Source organism: Micromonospora sp. WMMD714 (assembly GCF_029581315.1).
GTDB classification, from domain to species: Bacteria; Actinomycetota; Actinomycetes; order Mycobacteriales; family Micromonosporaceae; genus Micromonospora; species Micromonospora rifamycinica.
In genome coordinates this window covers 5,524,643-5,543,238 of the sequence record NZ_CP120744.1, presented here as the reverse complement: position 1 = coordinate 5,543,238, position 18,596 = coordinate 5,524,643, and the positions used below count along the sequence as shown (strand labels likewise).

The following is an 18,596-nucleotide window of genomic DNA, read 5'->3' as shown; positions in this document are numbered from 1 at the left end:
CATCGCAGGCGATCGTGGAGGAGGCACCGAGATGGCTTCACAAGAGGGCGGCCAGTCGCAGGCGGGCAAGTCGCACCAGGCCGAGGAGATCGAGGACGTCACCACCGAGGCCAACCCCGAGGTGGCGGAACGGCACGCCGAGATCACCGAGGACGTCGACGACCTGCTCGACGAGATCGACTCGGTCCTGGAGGAGAACGCCGAGGAATTTGTGCGTGGTTACGTGCAAAAAGGAGGTCAGTGAACAAATCGGGCTTAAACGGACATACCGCTCCCGCTGGATGACCAGAACGGCCGCCGTCGTTGTCGCGACTGCGGGGAATGGAAGCCGCTCGTTGAGTTCTGTGCGAGCAGCAAGCGTCCCAGCGGTCGTGGCAGCTACTGCAAGCCCTGCCTCAACACCCGTTCGAAAGCCAGTTACGCCAAACGGGTCAGGGAGCAGCATGGCCGAGAGGTGAGGGCCACCCGGGAAGTTCCGGAAGGTCATCGCTTCTGCGCCGACTGTGGAACCGTCAAGCCGGTGGTCGACTTTCCCCGTAACCGGGCCGACAGTACGGGCTATGCCACGTACTGCAAGCCCTGTCACAACAGCCGGACAAGGGAAGCCAAGCAGCGGCTCTACGGCGGCAGTCGCGAGTACCACCTGCGCCGCCGTTACGGGATCGGGCAGCGGGAGTTCGACGAGCTTCTCGCCGAGCAGGGCGGCGTCTGTGCCGTCTGCGAGGCGGAAGATCCTCAACATGTGGACCACGATCACCGCACCGGATGGGTGCGCGGGATACTCTGCTTCAACTGCAACGGTGGTCTTGGCCAGTTCCGTGACAGTCCCACGAGGCTGGCCAGGGCGATCACGTACCTGAGAGGAACCACGTGGCAGCGGGCTTTGATCCATCCGGGCGTCTACCAGATGTGTTCACCAACGCGGGGACGTCCTCCTTCACGACCTTCCTGAGTCGGGTGGCCCCCGAGATGCTGCCCGGCCGACGGCCGCTGCCGCCGGGCATGGCCGCCGACCTGGCGCCGCACGCCACCACCATCGTGGCCATCTCGGCCGTCGGCGGGGTGGTGCTGGCCGGCGACCGCCGGGCCACCATGGGCAACCTGATCGCGCAGCGGGACATCGAGAAGGTGCACCCCGCCGACGCGTACTCGCTGGTCGGCATCGCCGGCACGGCGGGCATCGGCATCGAGCTGATGCGCCTGTTCCAGGTGGAGCTGGAGCACTACGAGAAGATCGAGGGCGCGATGCTCTCCCTCGACGGCAAGGCCAACCGGCTCGCCTCGATGATCCGGGGCAACCTCGGCGCGGCGATGCAGGGGCTCGCCGTCGTGCCGCTCTTCGCCGGCTTCGACCTGGCCGCCCGGGATCCGGCCCGCGCCGGGCGGATCTTCAGCTTCGACGTCACCGGCGGCCCCTACGAGGAGACCGGCTACGACGCGATCGGCTCCGGTTCGCTCTTCGCCAAGTCGGCGTTGAAGAAGCGGTACCGGACGGGCGTCTCCATCGACGACGCGACCCGGCTCGCCGTCGAGGCGCTCTACGACGCCGCCGACGACGACACGGCCACCGGTGGGCCGGACCTGACCCGGCGGATCTACCCGGTGGTGATGACGGCGACCGCCGAGGGCACCCGCCGGCTCACCGAGGCCGAGACGGCCACCATCGCCGAGGGCGTCGTCGCCGGGCGGATGGAGAACCCGGGCGGCTGACGCCGCTCACCCCGACCAGCCTCAGTCGTCAGCACAGCGCCAGAAGGAGAACCGCCGCCGTGGCCATGCAGTTCTACGCCTCGCCCGAGCAGATCATGCGCGACCGTTCCGAGCTGGCCCGCAAGGGCATCGCCCGGGGGCGCAGCGCGGTGGTCCTGAGTTACACCGGTGGGGTGCTCTTCGTCGCGGAGAACCTCTCCAGCGCCCTGCACAAGGTCAGTGAGATCTACGACCGGATCGGGTTCGCCGCCGTCGGCCGGTACAACGAGTTCGAGAACCTGCGCCGCGCCGGGGTGCGGATGGCCGACCTGAACGGCCTGAGCTACGACCGGCGCGACGTGACCGGCCGGGCGCTGGCCAACGCGTTCGCGCAGACCCTCGGCGCGATCTTCACCGAGCAGTCCAAGCCGTTCGAGGTGGAGATCTGCGTGGCACAGGTCGGCGCCACCGCCGACGAGGACGAGCTGTACCGGCTCACCTACGACGGGTCGGTCAACGACGAGCCGGGCCGGATGGCGATGGGCGGCCAGGCCGAGGCGATCACCGGGGTGCTCAAGTCCGAGCACCGGGCCGACATGTCGCTCAGCGAGGCGGTCACGGTGGCCCGCAAGGCGTTGAGCAGCGTCGGCGGTGAGGGCGGCGCGGCCCGGACGATCGCGCCCAACCAGTTGGAGGTGGCGGTCCTGGATCGCAACCGGGTGGGGCGTACCTTCCGGCGGATCACCGGGGCGGCGCTGACCGCGCTGCTGGAGGGCGACGCGGCGGGTGACGTCGCGCCGCCGGCCGGCGGCCGGGCCGAGACCCCGTCGGTGCCGACCGAGGAGGCGCACAAGCCCACCACCTCGGCCGGCTCGGCCGACCTGGAGGGCCAGCCGCAGGAGAAGCCGGAAGCCTGACGGCGACACGCGCAGGGGCCGGGGTGCACACCCCGGCCCCTGCGCGTGGGTGCCATCCGCAGTCCGTGTCGACCCCCCGCCGCCGGTGCCCTGCGGCACGGCGGCGTGCCGGTCAGGCCCTGCGCAGCAGCGGCTTCGCCAGCGCCCAGTAGCCGGCGGCGATGACGTTGAAGACGCCCATCCCGGGCGGCGATTCGACGTTGGACGGGTCGACCTTGGCGGTCATCAGCTCGGCGATGACGCCGTCGGGGACCATCCGCTCCTGCTGGAGCTGCCGGCGTCGGGCCCGTACCCAGGCCCGGTTGGTCCACAGCCAGCCCCAGCCGCGCGTCTTCTCCCGCGCCCAGCCGCCGAGCAGCGCGGCCACCAGCATCGCCGCCTCGGTGAGCAGCAGCATCGGGGCCAGCACCACGAGCGTCCGCGTCTCGTACGCGGTGAGCAGCGAGATCAGCCGGTTGCGTTCCAGCAGGTAGTGCTTGAGCTTGTTGCGGGAGAACTCGTAGTGGTGCACCACCACGGCGTCCGGGACGTACTCCTGACGCAGCCCGCGCTGCCACAGCCGCAGGCTGATCTCGGTGTCCTCGTGGTAGGCGAAGTACTCGGCGGCGAAGCCGTCCAGCTCCCGCCAGAGCGCCCGGTTGATCACGAAGCAGCAGCCGCTGATCGACGGCACCGTGGTCCGTCGGGCGTGCGCGCTGGCGGGCTGGCCGTTGCCGCCGGCCCAGGAGAGCCCGATGTAGTGCAGCGGATTGCCCGAGGTGTTGATCAGGTCGGGGTTCTCGGCGAGCCGGATCGAGGCCATCACCGCGCCGACGCCGGGCTCGCCGGCCACCGCCACGGTGCGGGCGAGCGCGTCGGGGGCGACGACGGCGTCGGAGTTGACGAAGGCCAGCCACTCGCCGGTGGCCTCGGCGGCGCCGACCCGGCAGCCGCCGGAGTAGCCGGTGTTCTCCTCCGGCCGGACCACCCGTACCCCGGCGAGGCCCTTGACCACGTCGATGCCGTCACCGGTGCAGCCGTTGTCGACCACGATCAGCTCGATCTCGACGCCGGTGCTGTCCAGCACGGCGCGGGCCGCGTCGACCAGGTAGGGCTCGGCGCCGTAGGCGAGCATCACCGCGGACACCTGGGGGCGGGTCATCGGATGCCTCCGGAAACTCCAGGGGCCACCACGTCGTCGAGCGGCCGGATGGGGGTGGGGGTGGCCGGGCGGGTGCCCCGGCGCAGCAGCAGGACGGCCATGGTGGCGGCCACCACCACGGAACCCGCCGCGTAGGCCAGCTCGACGCGGAGCGCGACCGGAGCCGGGACGACCGTGACGGCGAGCAGGGCGGCCACTCCGATCGTCCAGGAGACCGCCTGCGCGCGGTGCCGGTCGAGGGCGAGCAGGGCCTGCCCGAGCACCATCGCCCACAGGTAGGCGAGGGTGCCGACGGCCAGCCAGGCGAAGTCGCCGTGGCCGAGGACGCCGGGGGCGTCGAAGAGCCGGCGGACCAGCCAGGGGCCGAGCGCCACCGCGCCGAGGGCGCCGGCGACGCCGAGGGCGGTGACCACGCCGAGCGCCCGGCGCAGCAGCCCGTGGAAGCCGGCCACGTCGCCGGTGGTGGCGGTGGTGGCCAGGCCCGGCAGCAGCGACGCCTGCATCGAGCCGAAGACGAACAGCGGGATGCGGACCAGCACCAGGGCGGAGAGCAGCGCGCCGGCGGTGGCCACGTCGGCCGGGTCGATCAGCCGCGCGTTGATCACGCCGACGTTGACCACGACCTGGGAGAGCAGGCTGGAGACGGTGAGCAGGCCGAGGCCGCGCAGCAGGGTGCCCCAGGCCACGGGGACGCCGCCGCCGACGGCCCGCAGCACCGGCGGCAGGGTTACCAGCACCGACAACAGGGGGGCGACGACCAGTACCGCGCCGTACCAGACCGGGTCGGTGACGCCGCCGACGCCGAGCCCGGCGACCAGCGCGATGCGCAGCCCGCCGTCGACCCCGAGCTGGGTGCCGTACCAGGGGAAGAGTTGCAGGCCGGACAGCACGCCCCGGGTGGTGTAGGCGACAGCCATCGCGAGCAGCGCGCCGATCAGCACGACGACCATCGTGTCGTCGCCGGCGAAGAGCCGGTCGGTGAGCGCCCGGCGGCCGGCCAGGGTGGCCAGGACCAGCAGCGCCAGCACGACGGTGGCGACGGCCGCGCCCCGGGCCAGCACCGGGCCGGGCGGCAGCCCCTGGCTGCGGCGGGCGGCGACGACCCGGGCCACCTCCTGCTCGACCGGGATGAAGACGCCGATGCCGAGGGTGAACACGATCGACCAGAGCACCGACAGCGAGGAGTAGTCGGCGAGGTCGAGGGCGTGCCCGGCCACCGCGAGGTGCACGTAGGAGGCGAGCCCGAGCAGGGCCAGCCCGCCTCCGACGGCGAGGGTGCCGGGCGGGACGAGGTGGAGCAGTCGCCGCATCACCGGCGGATGAGCGCCAGGGTGAGCACCGCGAAGGCCCGACCCAGGTAGATCATCGCCTTGGCGGGGGAGTGGCTGGGGGTGCCCGCCATCCGCTTGCGCATGGCCACCGGCACCTGACGGATCCGGTAGCCGCGGCGGGCGGTGTGCACCAGCGTCTCCACCGTGTCGCCCAGGTACTCCGCCGGGTACCAGCCGGCGAACATCTCGATGACCCGCCGGTTGGCGGCCCGGAAGCCGGAGGTGGTGTCGGTCAGTCTGGTCCTGGCGACCCGGGAGAGCACCCCGGACAGCATGACCATCGCCCAGCGTCGGGGACCGCGCACGGAGTAGTCGCCCTCGCCGGCGAACCGGGCCCCGATGACCAGGTCGTTGTCGTCGAGCAGGTCGACCAGCTTGGGCACGTAGCGCGGGTCGTGCTGGCCGTCGGCGTCGATCTGGATCGCCACGTCGTAGTCGTTGTCCCGGGCGTAGCGGTAGCCCAGCCGCATCGCCCCGCCCACCCCGAGGTTGTACGGGAGCTTGGCCACCCGGGCGCCGGCGGCGGCGGCCACCGCGGCGGTGCGGTCGGTGGAGCCGTCGTCGACCACGAGCACGTCGACGCCGGGCAACTCGCCACGGACCTCGCCGACCACGTCGGCGATCGACCCGGACTCGTTGAGCGCGGGGATGATGATCAGGACGCGCTTGCCGTTAACCATCGTGGGACACCAGTTCGTCTCGGGCGGCGGTGCCGGTCTGGGCGGTTTCGGCGAGGCGGGCGGCTCGTTCCGCGTCGATCTGCGCGCGGAGCAGGGCGAAATCCTCGGCCAGGGTGCGGGTCTCCTCCTCCAGCGCGCTCACCTCCCAGCTCAGGTGCACGCAGACCAGCAGCAGGAAGACGATGCCGAGGAAGAGCACGAGGCTGACGCCGGAGACCACGCCGAAGAAGCCGGCCACGTTGTCCAGCAGCCGGGGGAACAGCGACAACGGGATCACGATGACCAGGACGCCGAGCCAGAGCATGCCGTACTTCTCGCGGAGCTGGCGGCGGCGCAGCAGCTCGACGATGGTGGCGAGCAGGATCAGGCCGGTCAGACCGGTGACGAGGGTGAGCTTCATGCGACCTTCCACGGGGCGGGTGCACTGGGGGAGTCGAAGGCGTCGGACAGCGCGTCGCGCCAGTCCGGCAGCGGGGGCAGGCCGGCCTCGGCCCACCGGTCGTGCCCTAGCACACTGTACGCCGGCCGCGCGGCCGGACGCGGAAACCGGTCGCTGGTGGTGGGCCGGATCCGGTCCGGGTCGAGCCCGGCGTGCGCGAAGGCGGCGCGGGCCAGGCCGTACCAGGTGGTCCGACCGGTGCAGGTGCCGTGGTAGACCCCGGCCGGGGCCCGCCCGGCCAGCGCCGCGTCGACGAGCGCCACCAGCTGACCGGCCAGCGCGTACGACCAGGTGGGCTGGCCCTGCTGGTCGTCGACCACGTCGAGGTGCTCCCGGGTGGCGGCCAACCCGATCATGGTGGTCACGAAGTTGCGGCCGTGCGCCCCGTAGAGCCAGGCGGTCCGCACCAGGTAGCCGGTTTCGGGGAGGAATCGGACCACGGCCCGCTCCCCGGCGAGCTTGCTGCGGCCGTAGGCGTTGATCGGGTCGGTGGGGGCGTCCTCGGCGTACGGGGTGTCCGCGTCGCCGGCGAAGACGTAGTCGGTGGAGACGTGCACCAGCCGCGCGCCGTGCTCGGCGCAGGCGCGGGCCAGGTGGGCGACCGCGTCGCCGTTGACGGCGGTGGCCGCCGCCTCGTCCCGTTCGGCGCCGTCGACGTCGGTCCACGCGGCGGCGTTGACCACCACCTGGTGACCGGTGACGGCGGCCCGGACCGCCCCGGCGTCGGTGACGTCGAGGTCGCTGCGGGTGGCGGCGGTCACCTGGAGGTCGTCCCGGGTGGCCAGCACGGCCAGCAGGTCCCGGCCGAGCATGCCGCCCGCGCCGGTGACCAGGATCCGGGTCATGCGCCCGGGGCCGTCTTGAGCGGCTCCCACCAGGCCCGGTTGTCCCGGTACCAGGCGACGGTCCGGGCCAGGCCCGTCTCCAGGTCGATGCTCGGGGCGTACCCCAGCTCGGTGTTGATCTTGCTGATGTCGAGCGAGTAGCGGCGGTCGTGGCCCTTGCGGTCGGTGACCGGGACGACCCGGTCCCAGCCGGCGTCGCACGCCTCCAGCAGCCGGCCGGTCAGCTCCTTGTTGCTCAGCTCGGTGCCGCCGCCGATGTGGTAGACCTCGCCCGCGCGGCCGGCGTGCGCCACCATCGCGATGCCCCGGCAGTGGTCGTGCACGTGCAGCCAGTCCCGGACGTTGCCGCCGTCGCCGTAGAGCGGCACGGTCCCGCCGTCGAGCAGGTTGGTGACGAACAGCGGGACGACCTTCTCCGGGTACTGGTACGGCCCGTAGTTGTTGGAGCAGCGGGTGACCACCACGTCCATCCCGTGGGTCCGGTGGTAGGCCAGCGCCAGCAGGTCGGAGCCGGCCTTGGCGGCCGAGTACGGCGAGTTCGGCGCGAGCGGCCAGGTCTCCGTCCAGGACCCCTCGTCGATCGAGCCGTACACCTCGTCGGTGGAGACGTGCACGAACCGGCCGGTGCCGTGCCGCAGCGCGGCGTCCAGCAGGGTCTGGGTGCCGAGCACGTTGGTGGTGACGAACGGCGCGGCGCCGGTGATCGAGCGGTCGACGTGCGACTCGGCGGCGAAGTGCACGATCACGTCGTGCCCGGCCACCACCTCGTCGACCGTCGCCGGGTCGCAGATGTCGCCCCGGACGAACCGCAGCCGGGGGTCGTCGCGCACCGGGAGGAGGTTGTCGAGGTTGCCGGAGTAGGTGAGCTTGTCCAGCACGGTCACCACGGCGGGCTCGACGGCGGGCACCCCGGAGGCGTCGCCACCGGGCACACCCAGCAGCATCCGTACGTATTCCGACCCGATGAATCCGGCTCCGCCGGTGACGAGAATCCTCACGGGGACGGAAGTGTACGCGCATCCGGCGGCCCGGCCGGGGACCGCGACCCCGGTGTCCGGTTCGCGTCGGTCCCGGTAGGCTCCCCCGGTGCGTGGAATCCTTCTCGCTGGTGGCACCGGGTCGCGGCTGTGGCCGCTCACCCGTGCGGTGTCCAAGCAGCTGATGCCGATCTTCGACAAGCCGATGGTCTACTATCCGCTCTCGACGCTGGTGATGTCCGGGATCCGGGAGATCCTGGTGATCACCACGCCGGAGGACCAGGACCAGTTCCGGCGGCTGCTCGGCGACGGCAGCCAGTGGGGGCTGCGGCTGGAGTACGTCGCCCAGGCCCGCCCGGAGGGCATCGCGCAGGCCTTCGTCCTCGGCGCGGACTTCGTCGGCGACGACTCGGTGGCGCTGGTGCTGGGCGACAACATCTTCCACGGCGCCGGCCTCGGCCGGCAGTTGGCCGACAACGGTGACCTGGTCGGCGGGCGGGTCTTCGCGTACCCGGTGGCCAACCCGCAGGCGTACGGCGTGGTCGACTTCGACGCCAGCGGACGGGTGCTGTCGATCGAGGAGAAGCCGGCCCGCCCGAAGTCCCGCTACGCGGTGCCGGGCCTCTACTTCTACGACAACCGGGTGGTCGAAATCGCCGCCGGGCTCACCCCGAGTGCCCGGGGCGAGTTGGAGATCACCGCGGTCAACGAGGCGTACCGGCTGACCGGGGAGCTGTCGGTGTCCGTGCTGGACCGGGGCACCGCCTGGCTGGACACCGGCACCTTCACCTCGATGATGCAGGCCGGCGAGTTCGTCCGGGTGATCGAGGAACGGCAGGGCATGAAGATCGGCTGCGTCGAGGAGGTCTGCTGGCGGGCCGGCCTGATTGACGACGACCAGCTCCGCGCGTTGGCCGAGCCGCTGCTCAAGAGCGGTTACGGTGACTACCTGCTCGAACTGCTGGCCGACAAGCACGACGAGGCGGTGCTGCGCGCCGCGCAGCCGGGAACGGAGAACCCGCGGTGAAGATTCGTCCGCTGAGTATCGAGGGCACCTGGGAGGTCACGCCGCAGCAGCACGGCGACCCGCGGGGCCTGTTCATGGAGTGGTACCGGTTCGACCACCTCGCCGAGGCGGTGGGCCATCCGCTGCGGCTGGCCCAGGCCAATCTGTCGATCTCCGGACGGGGGGTGGTGCGCGGCATCCACTTCGCCGACGTCCCGCCCGGCCAGGCGAAGTACATCACCTGCGTCCGTGGCGCGGTGCTGGACGTGGTGGTGGACCTGCGGATCGGCTCGCCGACCTTCGGCCGGTGGGAGGGTGTCCGGCTCGACGACACCGACCGGCGGGCGGTCTACCTGGCCGAGGGGCTGGGGCACGGCTTCTGCGCGCTGACCGAGGACGCCACCCTGACCTACTTCTGCTCGACCACCTACAACCCGACCGGGGAGCACGGGGTGCATCCCCTCGACCCCGAGCTGGGCATCGAGTGGCCGGTCGAGACGCCGCAGCTGTCCGCCCGGGACGCGGCGGCCCCGTCGTTCGCGCAGGCCCGCGCGGCCGGTCTGCTGCCGGACTACGCGTCCTGCCAGTCCTTCGTGGCCGGGTTGGGGCCGACCGGAATGTCGTACTCGGACGGGATCTGACCGGCCGGACCGCACCAGCTGTGCTGTGACAGTGACGAACCGACCCTCCGGGCGGCTAGTGTCACACCATGGAGCGGCGAATCTTCGGCCTCGAGACCGAGTACGGCGTCACCTGTACCTACCGCGGGCAGCGCAGGCTGTCCCCTGACGAAGTAGCCCGGTACCTCTTCCGCCGGGTGGTGTCCTGGGGCCGGTCGAGCAACGTGTTCCTGCGCAACGGTGCCCGGCTCTACCTGGACGTCGGGTCGCACCCGGAGTACGCCACTCCGGAGTGCGACTCGGTCACCGACCTGGTCGCCCACGACCGGGCCGGGGAGCGGATCCTGGAGGGCCTGCTCGTCGACGCGGAGAAGCGGCTGCACGACGAGGGCATCGCGGGTGAGATCTACCTGTTCAAGAACAACACCGACTCGGCCGGCAACTCGTACGGCTGCCACGAGAACTACCTGGTGTCCCGGCACGGTGAGTTCGGCCGGCTCGCCGACGTGCTCATCCCGTTCCTGGTCACCAGGCAGTTGATCTGCGGGGCGGGCAAGGTGTTGCAGACCCCGCGCGGGGCGGTCTACTGCCTGTCTCAGCGGGCCGAGCACATCTGGGAGGGCGTCTCCTCGGCGACCACCCGCAGCCGGCCGATCATCAACACCCGCGACGAGCCGCACGCCGACGCCGAGCGGTACCGCCGGCTGCACGTCATCGTCGGCGACTCCAACATGAACGAGGTCACCACCCTGCTCAAGGTGGGCTCGGCCGACATCGTGCTGCGCATGATCGAGGCCGGGGTGGTGATGCGTGACCTGTCGCTGGAGAACCCGATCCGGGCGATCCGCGAGGTGTCGCACGACATCACCGGCCGGCGTAAGGTGCGGCTCACCTCCGGCAAGGAGGTCAGCGCGCTGGAGATCCAGCAGGAGTACCTGGCCCGCGCCACCGAGTTCGTCGAGCGCCGGGGCGGCGACCAGACCGCCAAGCGGGTGGTCGAGCTGTGGGGTCGGGTGCTGAACGCGGTGGAGAGCGGCAACCTCGACCCGGTGGCCCGGGAGGTCGACTGGGTGAGCAAGCTCCGGCTGATCGAGCGGTACCAGCGCAAGCACGACCTGCCGCTGTCGCACCCCCGGGTCGCGCAGATGGACCTGGCCTACCACGACCTGCGCCGCGGTCGCGGCCTGTACGGGCTGCTCGAACGGCGCGGTCAGGTGGACCGGGTGGCGACCGACCCGGAGATCTTCGAGGCCAAGGAGACCCCGCCGCAGACCACCCGGGCCCGGCTGCGCGGCGAGTTCATCCGGCACGCCCAGGAGAAGCGGCGCGACTTCACCGTCGACTGGGTGCACCTGAAGCTCAACGACCAGGCGCAGCGCACGGTGCTCTGCAAGGACCCGTTCCGGGCGTACGACGAGCGGGTGGAGCGGTTGATCGCCAGCATGTGACCCGGTGGGCCGGCGGCGGCACCGTCCCGCCGGCCCACCGGTACGCTGGCGGGGCGATGAACACTTCCGAACCCGCCGACGGTGAGCGCGGCGACACCGAGCGGCTCACCTGGATCGAGCGCCGCCGGGCGAAGATCCGGGACGAGATCGCCCGCAACCGCCGGGGCGAGTACACGGTGCCGACCTGGGTGCTGGCGGCGGCGCTGGTCGCCATCGTGGGCGGCTGGCTCGCGTTGATCTTCCTGGTCGGCTGAGCCGCGGCCCACGCCGTGCGGTCCCCACCGGGCCGCCCCGGAGCGCTGACCGCCCGGGTCAGCCGGCCAGGCCGGCGGCGTGCCGGCCGGCCGCCGCCGCCGCGAGGAAGTAGGCGTGGTCGGCGTCCAGACCACGGCCCATCGTGGACAGTCGCACCGGCAGGGCGCGCAGCGCGGCGTCCAGCCCGTCGGTGTCGACCCGGACCACGGTGTGCCGGTCGGCCAGCGGGGTCAGCGCGGCGTCCACCCGGGCCGAAAGCTCCGGCGGCAGGCCGTCCGGCACCACCAGCTCCGCCGGGGCCAGCGCCACCCGGCCGTACGCGGTGAGGCTGTGGTGCGACACCCCCCGGTGCCGGGGGCGGGCGTCGGCGTCGGAGATCCGCAGCGACCCGACCGGCCGGCCGCCCAGCACCGCCACCGCGTTGACCGCCTCACCGACGGCGACGCCGGAGAACCCCCACCGGGTGCCGGTACCCAGGTTGCCCGGCCCCTGCGCGACGATCGCCACGTCGGCGCGGAGCACGTGCCGGGCGGCCAGCAGACCGGTGTGCAGGGTGGCCGCCTCCAGGTCCCCGCCGAAGGCCTGCCCGACGCTGACCGTGCCGACCAACGCGTCCCTTAGCCCGTCGAGGGTGCGGGAGAACCAGGCGGGCAGCGCGCCGCCGTCGGTGAGCAGGTAGGCCACCCGGGCCCGGGTGGAGTCGGCGTGGATGCCGGCGAGGATGGCCGGCAGGGCGGAGTGCAGGTCGGCGGTGACCACCGGCAACCCGTCCAGGTCGTCGACGGCGGCAAGCAGCGCGTGGTGCGGCGACGCCTCCTCGTCGACCCCGAGCATGATCGGCTGGAGCGGGGTGTAGCGGGCCTTGACCAGGTGCCCGGCGTCGCGGGTGTCGCCGGCCTGCGGCGGGTCGGCGGGCAGCCGGTCGGGCAGGGCGACCACCAGGGCGTACCCGCCGGTGCCGAGGCCCATCAGCAGCGCGCCGGCGTTGAGCAGCACCCGGTCGCCGGGGACGGGGTCGCCGACCAGCTCCGGGTAGGCCAGCGCGCGCATGGGGGCCCCGTCGGGCAGGGCGACGTCGATCTCCACCGCGCCGGCCCACCGTCGCCGTACCGTCGTGACCGTCCCGGACCGCCATCGCACCATGCCCGGCACGCTATCGCCGGCCGCCCGGCCGGCCGCGTGCGGGGCCGCCTGCGGTCAGCGCCGGCCGTCGGCCTCCTGATCGGACGGCCCGTCGGTCGCTCGCGCGTCGGCGGCCGGGCCGGGCTCCTGCTGGGTACGTCGGGCGTGGCGCCCGGCGCCGGGCAGTGACCGGGTGGGGTCGAGGAAGACGTACCCGATCTCCGGGTAGCGGTCGGTGAGCCGCCGTTCAGCCTCGTCGGCGTCGGCCTCGATGTCGGCCCCGGTCGCCCCGTCCCGGAAGTCGACCTTGGCGGCCACCAGGATGTCGTCCGGGCCGAGCTGCATGGTCAGCAGCGTGTCGACCCGGTCCACCGTCGGTAGGCCGGCCAGCTCGCGTTCGATCTCGCGGTGCAGCCGTTCGGGGACCGCCCGGCCGACCAGCAGCGAGATGTTGCTCCTGGCCAGAATGGCGGCGACGACGAGCAGCAGCAGGCCGATCAGGATCGAGGCGACGCCGTCGAACAGCTCGTCGCCGGTCCACTGCGACAGGCCCAGCCCGACCCCCGCGATGAGCAGGCCGATCAGGGCGGCGCTGTCCTCCAGGAACACCGCCTTGACGGTGGTGTCGGCGGTCAGCCGCAGGAACCGGCGCGGGGTGGTCCCCCAGCGGCGGGACTCGCCGCGCACCTGGCGTACCGCGCGGGCCAGCGACACCGACTCGATGACGAACGAGACCGCCAGCACCACGTACGAGATCAGGTAGTCGCCGCTGTGCTCGTGCACCAGGATGGTGGTCACACCGTGGGTGATTGCGAAGCCGGCACCGGCCACGAAGGTGAACAGCGCGGCCAGGAACGCCCAGACGTAGCTCTCCTTGCCGTACCCGAACGGGTGCCGGACGTCGGCGGGCCGGGCACCCCGGCGCAACGCCAGGTAGAGCAGCACCTCGGTGGTGGTGTCGGCGACCGAGTGGGCCGCCTCGGAGAGCATCGCCGCCGAGCCGGACACGATCCCGGCGACCAGCTTCGCCACCGCGATGGCGAGGTTCGCCGCCCCGGCCACCACCACCGTGCCGACGCTCTCGCTGTTGCCTTCGGCCTCCGCCATGCGGTCACCGTAAGTCCGCCGGGCCGCCCGCGCTGGGCGGTGGGGTGTCCGTCACGCCACACCCCGTGTGGATGCACGGGTATCCCGCCCGGGCTGCTAGCGTTCACCCCGTGTCGCGGAGTCGTACCGAACGCCTGGTCAACCTGGTGATCTGTCTGCTGTCCACCCGGCGGTTCCTGACCGCCGCGCAGATCGCCGCGACCGTGCCCGGCTACGAGCACGATCCGGAGGACGCCCGGGAACACGAGGCCTTCCAGCGCAAGTTCGAGCGGGACAAGGCGGAGCTGCGCGAGCTGGGCGTGCCGCTGGAGACCGGCACGGCCAGCGTCTTCGACACCGAGCCCGGTTACCGGATCGCCCACCGGGAGTACGCCCTGCCCGACATCCCGCTCGAACCGGACGAGGCCGCCGCGGTGGGTATCGCCGCCCGGTTGTGGCAGCACGCCGGGCTGGCCGCCGCCGCCTCGTCCGGGCTGGCCAAGCTGCGGGCGGCCGGGGTGGACGTCGACCCGCAGGCCACCCTGGGGCTGGAGCCGATGGTCACCGTCGACCCGTCCTTCGCGCCGCTGACCGCCGCCGCCCGGGACCGTCGGGAGGTCACCTTCGACTACCGGGTGCCGGACGGGGACGCCCCGACCCGCCGCCGGTTGCAGCCGTGGGGCGTGGTCTGCTGGCGGGGCCGCTGGTACGTCGTCGGTCACGACCGGGACCGGGCGGCGACCCGCTGCTTCCGGCTCTCCCGGGTGGTGGGCGCGGTCCGGCTCACCGGTGCGCCGGGGGCCTACGAACCGCCCCACGGGATCGACCTGATCAGCCACGTGGCCCGCTGGTCCGGGCCGGTCGAGCGGACCGGCCGGGCCACCGTGCTGGCCGCCGCCGGTCGGGCCGCCGGCCTGCGCCGGTGGGCCGTGCAGAGCGTGCCCGGCCCGGACGGCGACCGGCTGGTGCTGCCCTACGCCGATCCGGAGTCCCTGGCCGGTCAGCTCGTCGGCTACGGCCCCGACGTGCGGGTCCTGGAGCCACCCGAGGTGCGCGACGCGGTGATCCAACGGCTCAAGGAGATCGCCGCCCGGCACGACGAGCTGGCCGTGACCGGGGGTGCCCGGTGACCCGCCCCGCCGCCCGGGGCGGCTCCCGCACCTCCGCCGACCGGCTGGCCCGGCTGCTCAACCTGGTGCCCTACCTGTTGGCCCGGCCGGGTATCGAGGTGGCCGAGGCCGCCGGTGACCTGGGCGTGACCGAACGGCAGCTCCGCGAGGACCTGGAGCTGCTCTGGGTCTGCGGGCTGCCCGGCTACGGCCCGGGTGACCTGATCGACATGGCCTTCGACGGCGACCGGGTGACGATCACCTACGACGCCGGCATCGACCGGCCCTTGCGGCTCACCCCGGACGAGGCGCTCGCTCTGGTGGTGGCGTTGCGGATGCTCGCCGAGACACCGGGGGTGGCCAACCGGGAGGCCATCGAACGCGCCCTTGCCAAGATCGAGAACGCGGCCGGTGACCTGGTGGGCGCCCCGGTGGAGGTCCGGCTGCCCGGCGAGAGCCCGCGGGTGCAGGAGCTGCGGGCCGCGGTGGAGCGCCGTCGGGCGCTGCGGATCACCTACTACACCGTGGCCCGGGACGAGAGCACCGAGCGCACCATCGACCCGCTGCGGATGCTGATGGTCGACGGCCGGGCGTACGTCGAGGCGTGGTGCCGCCGGGCCGAGGCGGTCCGGTTGTTCCGGGCCGACCGGATCGACGCGGTGGTCGAGCTGGACGAGCCGGCCGTGGTGCCGCCGCAGGCCCGACCGCACGACCTGCGGCAGGGGGTGTTCCGCCCGGCGCCGGACCTGCCGCTGATCACCCTGCGGATCGGCCGGGGGGAGCGCTGGATCACCGAGTACTACCCGTGTGAGCGGATCGAGGTCGACGGCGACCGGTGGGTGGTGTCGCTGCGGGTGACCGACCTGGGCTGGGCCCGCCGCTTCGTGCTCGGGCTCGGGCCGGACGTCACCGTGGTCGCCCCAGCCGAGCTGGCCGTCCAGGTCCGCGCCCAGGCCGCCGCCGCGCTGGAGGCGTACGCCACCCCGGTGCTCCCGGCGGGCGCGGGGACCGCCCGGTAGGCTGACCGCCGTGGTGAAGTGGATCGTTCTCGCGGTGCTGCTGTTCGCGCTGGTCGTGTTGGCCCTGGCGGTCCGTCCGGTGCTGGTGCGGCTGCCCCGGTTGCGCCGCGCGGCGGTGGCGTTGCAGCGCCGCCAGGCCGACGCGGAGGCGCTGCGGCTCAGCGCCGAGGCGTTGCAGGAACGGGCCGAGGCGCTGCAGCGGCAGACCGACACGACCCAGCAGCGCCTGGAACTCATCAGGGCCAAGCGCGGGCAGTGATCGACACCGGTCGGTGCGCGGTGCGTCCGCAGCGCGTCCGGCGTCCGGTTTCCGCAGCTCCGCACCCGTCCAGGTGGTTGACGGGACAGTCAGCGGTGGTCGAGACTTCACCGGCCGGGCCGCATCAGCGGTGGCCCGGCGGGTGGCGGCAGCCCGTCGCGCACGTACGATGGGCTGCGACACACCCTTCGACACAGAGCGACTGGAGCTTCCCATGGGTGCCCTCAAGCCGTGGCACATCGCCGTACTCGTGGTCGTGCTGATCCTGCTCTTCGGCGCGAAGCGGCTTCCCGACGCGGCCCGTTCGCTCGGCCGTTCGCTGCGGATCATCAAGGCGGAGACCAAGAGCCTGGCCGACGACGACCGCGACCTGGCCGAGAAGGCCGACGCGCAGGCCGGCTACCAGCCGCTGCCGCCCCAGCAGCAGCCTGTGCAGCAGCAGCCGTACGCGCCGCAGCCCCAGCAGCAGTACGCCGCCCCGCAGCCGCAGCAGCAGTACGCCCCGCAGCAGGCTCCGCAGCAGCCGGTCGCCCCGCCGGTCGACCCGGTGCAGCGCGTCCGCGACAACTGACCGAAGGGCCCGATCACCGTGGCCTTCGCGCTCCGCAAACGCGGCCCCAGCACCTTCGAACGGGCCGCCGACGGCTCTATGACCCTCATGGAGCACATCCGCGAACTGCGCAACCGTCTGTTCCGCGCCTCGCTGGCGATCGTGGTGGGTTTCGGGGTGGGCATCTGGCTCGCGGGCCCGGTGCTGCACCTCCTCCAGCAGCCCTACTGCGACCTGCCCAAGGCCCGGCTGGCCAACGGGACGTGCAACTTCGTCCAGCTCGGTCCGGCGGACCTGTTCCTGCTCCAGCTCAAGGTGGGGCTCTGGGTCGGCCTGATCGTGGCCGCCCCGGTCTGGCTCTACCAGCTCTGGGCGTTCATCGCCCCGGGCCTGCACCGGCACGAGCGGCGGTACGCGTACGTCTTCACCGGGCTGGCGGCGCCGTTGTTCGCCGCGGGCGCGGTGCTGGCCTACTTCGTCACCTCCAAGGGCCTGGAGTTCCTGCTCAACGTCTCCGGTGGTGGTGACATCACCACCACCCTGGACATCACCCGCTACATCTCGTTCATCACCAACCTGATCCTGCTGTTCGGGGTGGCGTTCGAGTTCCCGCTGCTGGTGCTGATGCTCAACTTCGTCGGGCTGGCCAGTGCCCGGAAGCTGCTGGGCTGGTGGCGGGTGGCGATCTTCGTGTTCTTCGCCTTCTCCGCCGTGGTGACGCCCACCCCGGATCCGTTCGGGATGACCGCGTTGGCGCTCTGCCTCTCCGCGCTCTACTTCGCCGCGGTCGGGGTGGCGTTCCTCAACGACCGGCGCAAGGGTCGGGGCAGGAAGGCCTACGCGGGGTTGAGCGACGACGAGGTGTCGCCGCTGGAGCTGGACGACGACCCGGTGGTGGCCACCCCGGAGCTGGAGCTGTCCGGTCCGGTGGGCGGCGTCGAGCCGGTGGCCCCGCCCCGGCCGGTCGACCGCCGCTACGACGACATGACCTGACCGTCCCGGTTCCGCGTCACCCGACGCCGCTCCCGCCTGCCGGGAGCGGCGTCGGCCGTTGTGCCCCGCTCGGGTGGGTACGGGTCGGTCGTTGACCGCGCGGGCGCGCCGGAGGCCACCGGTTCCCACCTCTTCGCTCTCTATTGGTGTGTTGCAAGCTACAAGATGTCTGCTCTCTCTCGGGAAGTATTGCCATCCCGACCCGCGTTGCCCGGTACGACAGCAGTACCGAGCCGAAGGAGTGTGAGATGTCCGTCGTCGTCACCGGGGCCACCGGCCACCTGGGCCGCCTGATCGTGGAGTCGCTGCTGCGTCGGGACGTGCCCGCCGCGCAGATCGTGGCCCTCGGGCGGGACGTGGGCCGGCTCACCGATCTCGCCGACCGGGGCGTCCGGGTGCGGGCGGCCGACTACCACGATCCGGACTCGCTGCGGGACGCCTTCACCGACGCCGAGAAGCTGATGTTCGTCTCCGGCAGCGAGGTCGGCCAGCGGGTTCCCCAGCACCGCAACGTCGTCGCCGCCGCCCGGCAGGCCGGTGTCGGTCTGGTCGCCTACACCAGCATCACCCGGGCCGACACCTCGGACATGGTGCTGGCCGGCGAGCACCGGGTCACCGAGGAGGACCTGCGCGACTCCGGTCTGCCCCTCGTGCTGCTGCGCAACAGCTGGTACCTGGAGAACTACACCGGTCAACTGGCCACCTACCTGGCCCACGGGGTCGCCGGGTCGGCCGGCGACGGTCGGGTCAGCGCCGCCACCCGGGCGGACTACGCCGAGGCCGCCGCCGAGGTGCTCACCACCGAGGGGCACGCCGGCCGGGTCTACGAGCTGGGCGGTGCGGCGTTCACCCTGACCGAGTTGGCCGCCGAGGTGTCCCGCCAGAGTGGACGGGAGGTCCGCTACACCGACCTGCCGGAGCCGGCGTACACCGAGCTGCTGGTCTCGGCCGGGGTGCCCGAGGCGTACGCCGCCGTCCTCGCCGACGCCGACCGTGGCCTGGCCCGGGGTGAGCTGTACGCGCCCGTCGAGGACCTGGAGAAGCTGCTCGGCCGCCGCCCGACCAGCCTCGCCGAGGCGATCCGCGCCGCCCTCTGACGATCCTCGCCGG

The 18,596-nt window shown here is 72.6% G+C and carries 22 protein-coding genes; 14 read left to right on the top strand and 8 right to left on the bottom strand.

Annotated elements, in window-relative coordinates; all coding sequences use genetic code 11:
- The first annotated feature begins 31 nt into the window (after positions 1 to 31).
- The 4 genes from O7625_RS23675 (at position 32) to prcA (ending at position 2,606) form a co-directional block, all read left to right on the top strand.
- Positions 32 to 244 (top strand): ubiquitin-like protein Pup, encoded by a 213-nt coding sequence (locus O7625_RS23675; protein ID WP_067305652.1) that lies wholly within the window; start codon positions 32 to 34, stop codon positions 242 to 244.
- Positions 245 to 454: 210 nt separating this feature from the next.
- Complete coding sequence (locus tag O7625_RS23670; protein ID WP_282341647.1) at positions 455 to 952, top strand: endonuclease VII domain-containing protein; 498 nt, start codon at positions 455 to 457, stop codon at positions 950 to 952.
- On the top strand, positions 871 to 1,710 hold the full coding sequence (prcB, locus tag O7625_RS23665) for a proteasome subunit beta (protein WP_172898361.1): 840 nt from the start codon (positions 871 to 873) through the stop codon (positions 1,708 to 1,710). The genes O7625_RS23670 and prcB overlap by 82 nt, the downstream gene beginning before the upstream one ends.
- A 59-nt stretch (positions 1,711 to 1,769) precedes the next feature.
- Positions 1,770 to 2,606, top strand: a complete 837-nt coding sequence (prcA, locus tag O7625_RS23660; RefSeq protein ID WP_282341644.1) for a proteasome subunit alpha — start codon at positions 1,770 to 1,772, stop codon at positions 2,604 to 2,606.
- Between the two features lie 112 nt (positions 2,607 to 2,718).
- Here prcA and O7625_RS23655 read toward each other — a convergent pair whose 3' ends face one another.
- The 6 genes from O7625_RS23655 to rfbB are packed head-to-tail and all read right to left on the bottom strand — an operon-like array spanning position 2,719 to position 8,040.
- Positions 2,719 to 3,747, bottom strand: coding sequence for a glycosyltransferase family 2 protein (locus tag O7625_RS23655; RefSeq protein WP_282341642.1), 1,029 nt, complete (start codon positions 3,745 to 3,747; stop codon positions 2,719 to 2,721).
- Entirely contained in the window at positions 3,744 to 5,057 is a 1,314-nt protein-coding gene (locus O7625_RS23650; protein WP_231932628.1) for a polysaccharide biosynthesis protein, read from the bottom strand. Before O7625_RS23650 ends, O7625_RS23655 begins: the two co-directional genes overlap by 4 nt.
- On the bottom strand, positions 5,057 to 5,758 hold the full coding sequence (locus O7625_RS23645) for a glycosyltransferase family 2 protein (RefSeq protein WP_204960151.1): 702 nt from the start codon (positions 5,756 to 5,758) through the stop codon (positions 5,057 to 5,059). Before O7625_RS23645 ends, O7625_RS23650 begins: the two co-directional genes overlap by 1 nt.
- The gene (locus O7625_RS23640; protein WP_282341639.1) at positions 5,751 to 6,158 is read right to left on the bottom strand and encodes a DUF2304 family protein; all 408 of its coding nucleotides are present in this window, start codon (positions 6,156 to 6,158) and stop codon (positions 5,751 to 5,753) included. Before O7625_RS23640 ends, O7625_RS23645 begins: the two co-directional genes overlap by 8 nt.
- Positions 6,155 to 7,042: a dTDP-4-dehydrorhamnose reductase gene (rfbD, locus tag O7625_RS23635; RefSeq protein ID WP_282341637.1), complete on the bottom strand. Its 888-nt coding sequence runs from the start codon at positions 7,040 to 7,042 to the stop codon at positions 6,155 to 6,157. Before rfbD ends, O7625_RS23640 begins: the two co-directional genes overlap by 4 nt.
- Positions 7,039 to 8,040 carry a dTDP-glucose 4,6-dehydratase gene (gene rfbB / locus O7625_RS23630; RefSeq protein WP_282341635.1) on the bottom strand — a complete coding sequence of 334 codons (1,002 nt, stop codon included), beginning with the start codon at positions 8,038 to 8,040 and terminating at the stop codon, positions 7,039 to 7,041. The genes rfbD and rfbB overlap by 4 nt, the downstream gene beginning before the upstream one ends.
- An 88-nt stretch (positions 8,041 to 8,128) precedes the next feature.
- On the opposite strand from rfbB, the gene rfbA reads away from it, so the two are divergent.
- From rfbA to O7625_RS23610, 4 genes are all read left to right on the top strand, one after another.
- On the top strand, positions 8,129 to 9,046 hold the full coding sequence (gene rfbA, locus O7625_RS23625; protein WP_282341633.1) for a glucose-1-phosphate thymidylyltransferase RfbA: 918 nt from the start codon (positions 8,129 to 8,131) through the stop codon (positions 9,044 to 9,046).
- The gene (rfbC, locus tag O7625_RS23620; protein ID WP_282341631.1) at positions 9,043 to 9,666 is read left to right on the top strand and encodes a dTDP-4-dehydrorhamnose 3,5-epimerase; all 624 of its coding nucleotides are present in this window, start codon (positions 9,043 to 9,045) and stop codon (positions 9,664 to 9,666) included. The genes rfbA and rfbC overlap by 4 nt, the downstream gene beginning before the upstream one ends.
- 68 nt (positions 9,667 to 9,734) lie before the next feature.
- Entirely contained in the window at positions 9,735 to 11,093 is a 1,359-nt protein-coding gene (gene pafA / locus O7625_RS23615; protein ID WP_067305618.1) for a Pup--protein ligase, read from the top strand.
- Between the two features lie 56 nt (positions 11,094 to 11,149).
- Positions 11,150 to 11,347: a hypothetical protein gene (locus tag O7625_RS23610; protein WP_282341628.1), complete on the top strand. Its 198-nt coding sequence runs from the start codon at positions 11,150 to 11,152 to the stop codon at positions 11,345 to 11,347.
- A 58-nt stretch (positions 11,348 to 11,405) separates the two neighbouring features.
- Here O7625_RS23610 and O7625_RS23605 read toward each other — a convergent pair whose 3' ends face one another.
- Positions 11,406 to 12,491 carry a DUF3866 family protein gene (locus O7625_RS23605; protein WP_282341626.1) on the bottom strand — a complete coding sequence of 362 codons (1,086 nt, stop codon included), beginning with the start codon at positions 12,489 to 12,491 and terminating at the stop codon, positions 11,406 to 11,408.
- A gap of 54 nt (positions 12,492 to 12,545) precedes the next feature.
- On the bottom strand, positions 12,546 to 13,577 hold the full coding sequence (locus O7625_RS23600; protein WP_282341625.1) for a cation diffusion facilitator family transporter: 1,032 nt from the start codon (positions 13,575 to 13,577) through the stop codon (positions 12,546 to 12,548).
- A 110-nt stretch (positions 13,578 to 13,687) separates the two neighbouring features.
- On the opposite strand from O7625_RS23600, the gene O7625_RS23595 reads away from it, so the two are divergent.
- From O7625_RS23595 to O7625_RS23570, 6 genes are all read left to right on the top strand, one after another.
- Positions 13,688 to 14,686, top strand: a complete 999-nt coding sequence (locus O7625_RS23595) for a WYL domain-containing protein (protein WP_067305610.1) — start codon at positions 13,688 to 13,690, stop codon at positions 14,684 to 14,686.
- Positions 14,683 to 15,684, top strand: coding sequence for a YafY family protein (locus O7625_RS23590; protein ID WP_067305608.1), 1,002 nt, complete (start codon positions 14,683 to 14,685; stop codon positions 15,682 to 15,684). Before O7625_RS23595 ends, O7625_RS23590 begins: the two co-directional genes overlap by 4 nt.
- 10 nt (positions 15,685 to 15,694) lie before the next feature.
- Complete coding sequence (locus O7625_RS23585) at positions 15,695 to 15,943, top strand: hypothetical protein (RefSeq protein WP_067305605.1); 249 nt, start codon at positions 15,695 to 15,697, stop codon at positions 15,941 to 15,943.
- Between the two features lie 214 nt (positions 15,944 to 16,157).
- A complete protein-coding gene (tatA, locus tag O7625_RS23580) occupies positions 16,158 to 16,514 on the top strand; it encodes a Sec-independent protein translocase subunit TatA (protein WP_067305602.1) in 357 nt (118 codons plus the stop codon).
- An 18-nt stretch (positions 16,515 to 16,532) separates the two neighbouring features.
- Positions 16,533 to 17,486, top strand: coding sequence for a twin-arginine translocase subunit TatC (tatC, locus tag O7625_RS23575; RefSeq protein ID WP_282341619.1), 954 nt, complete (start codon positions 16,533 to 16,535; stop codon positions 17,484 to 17,486).
- Between the two features lie 248 nt (positions 17,487 to 17,734).
- Positions 17,735 to 18,583: an SDR family oxidoreductase gene (locus tag O7625_RS23570; protein ID WP_282341618.1), complete on the top strand. Its 849-nt coding sequence runs from the start codon at positions 17,735 to 17,737 to the stop codon at positions 18,581 to 18,583.
- Positions 18,584 to 18,596: the final 13 nt, after the last annotated feature.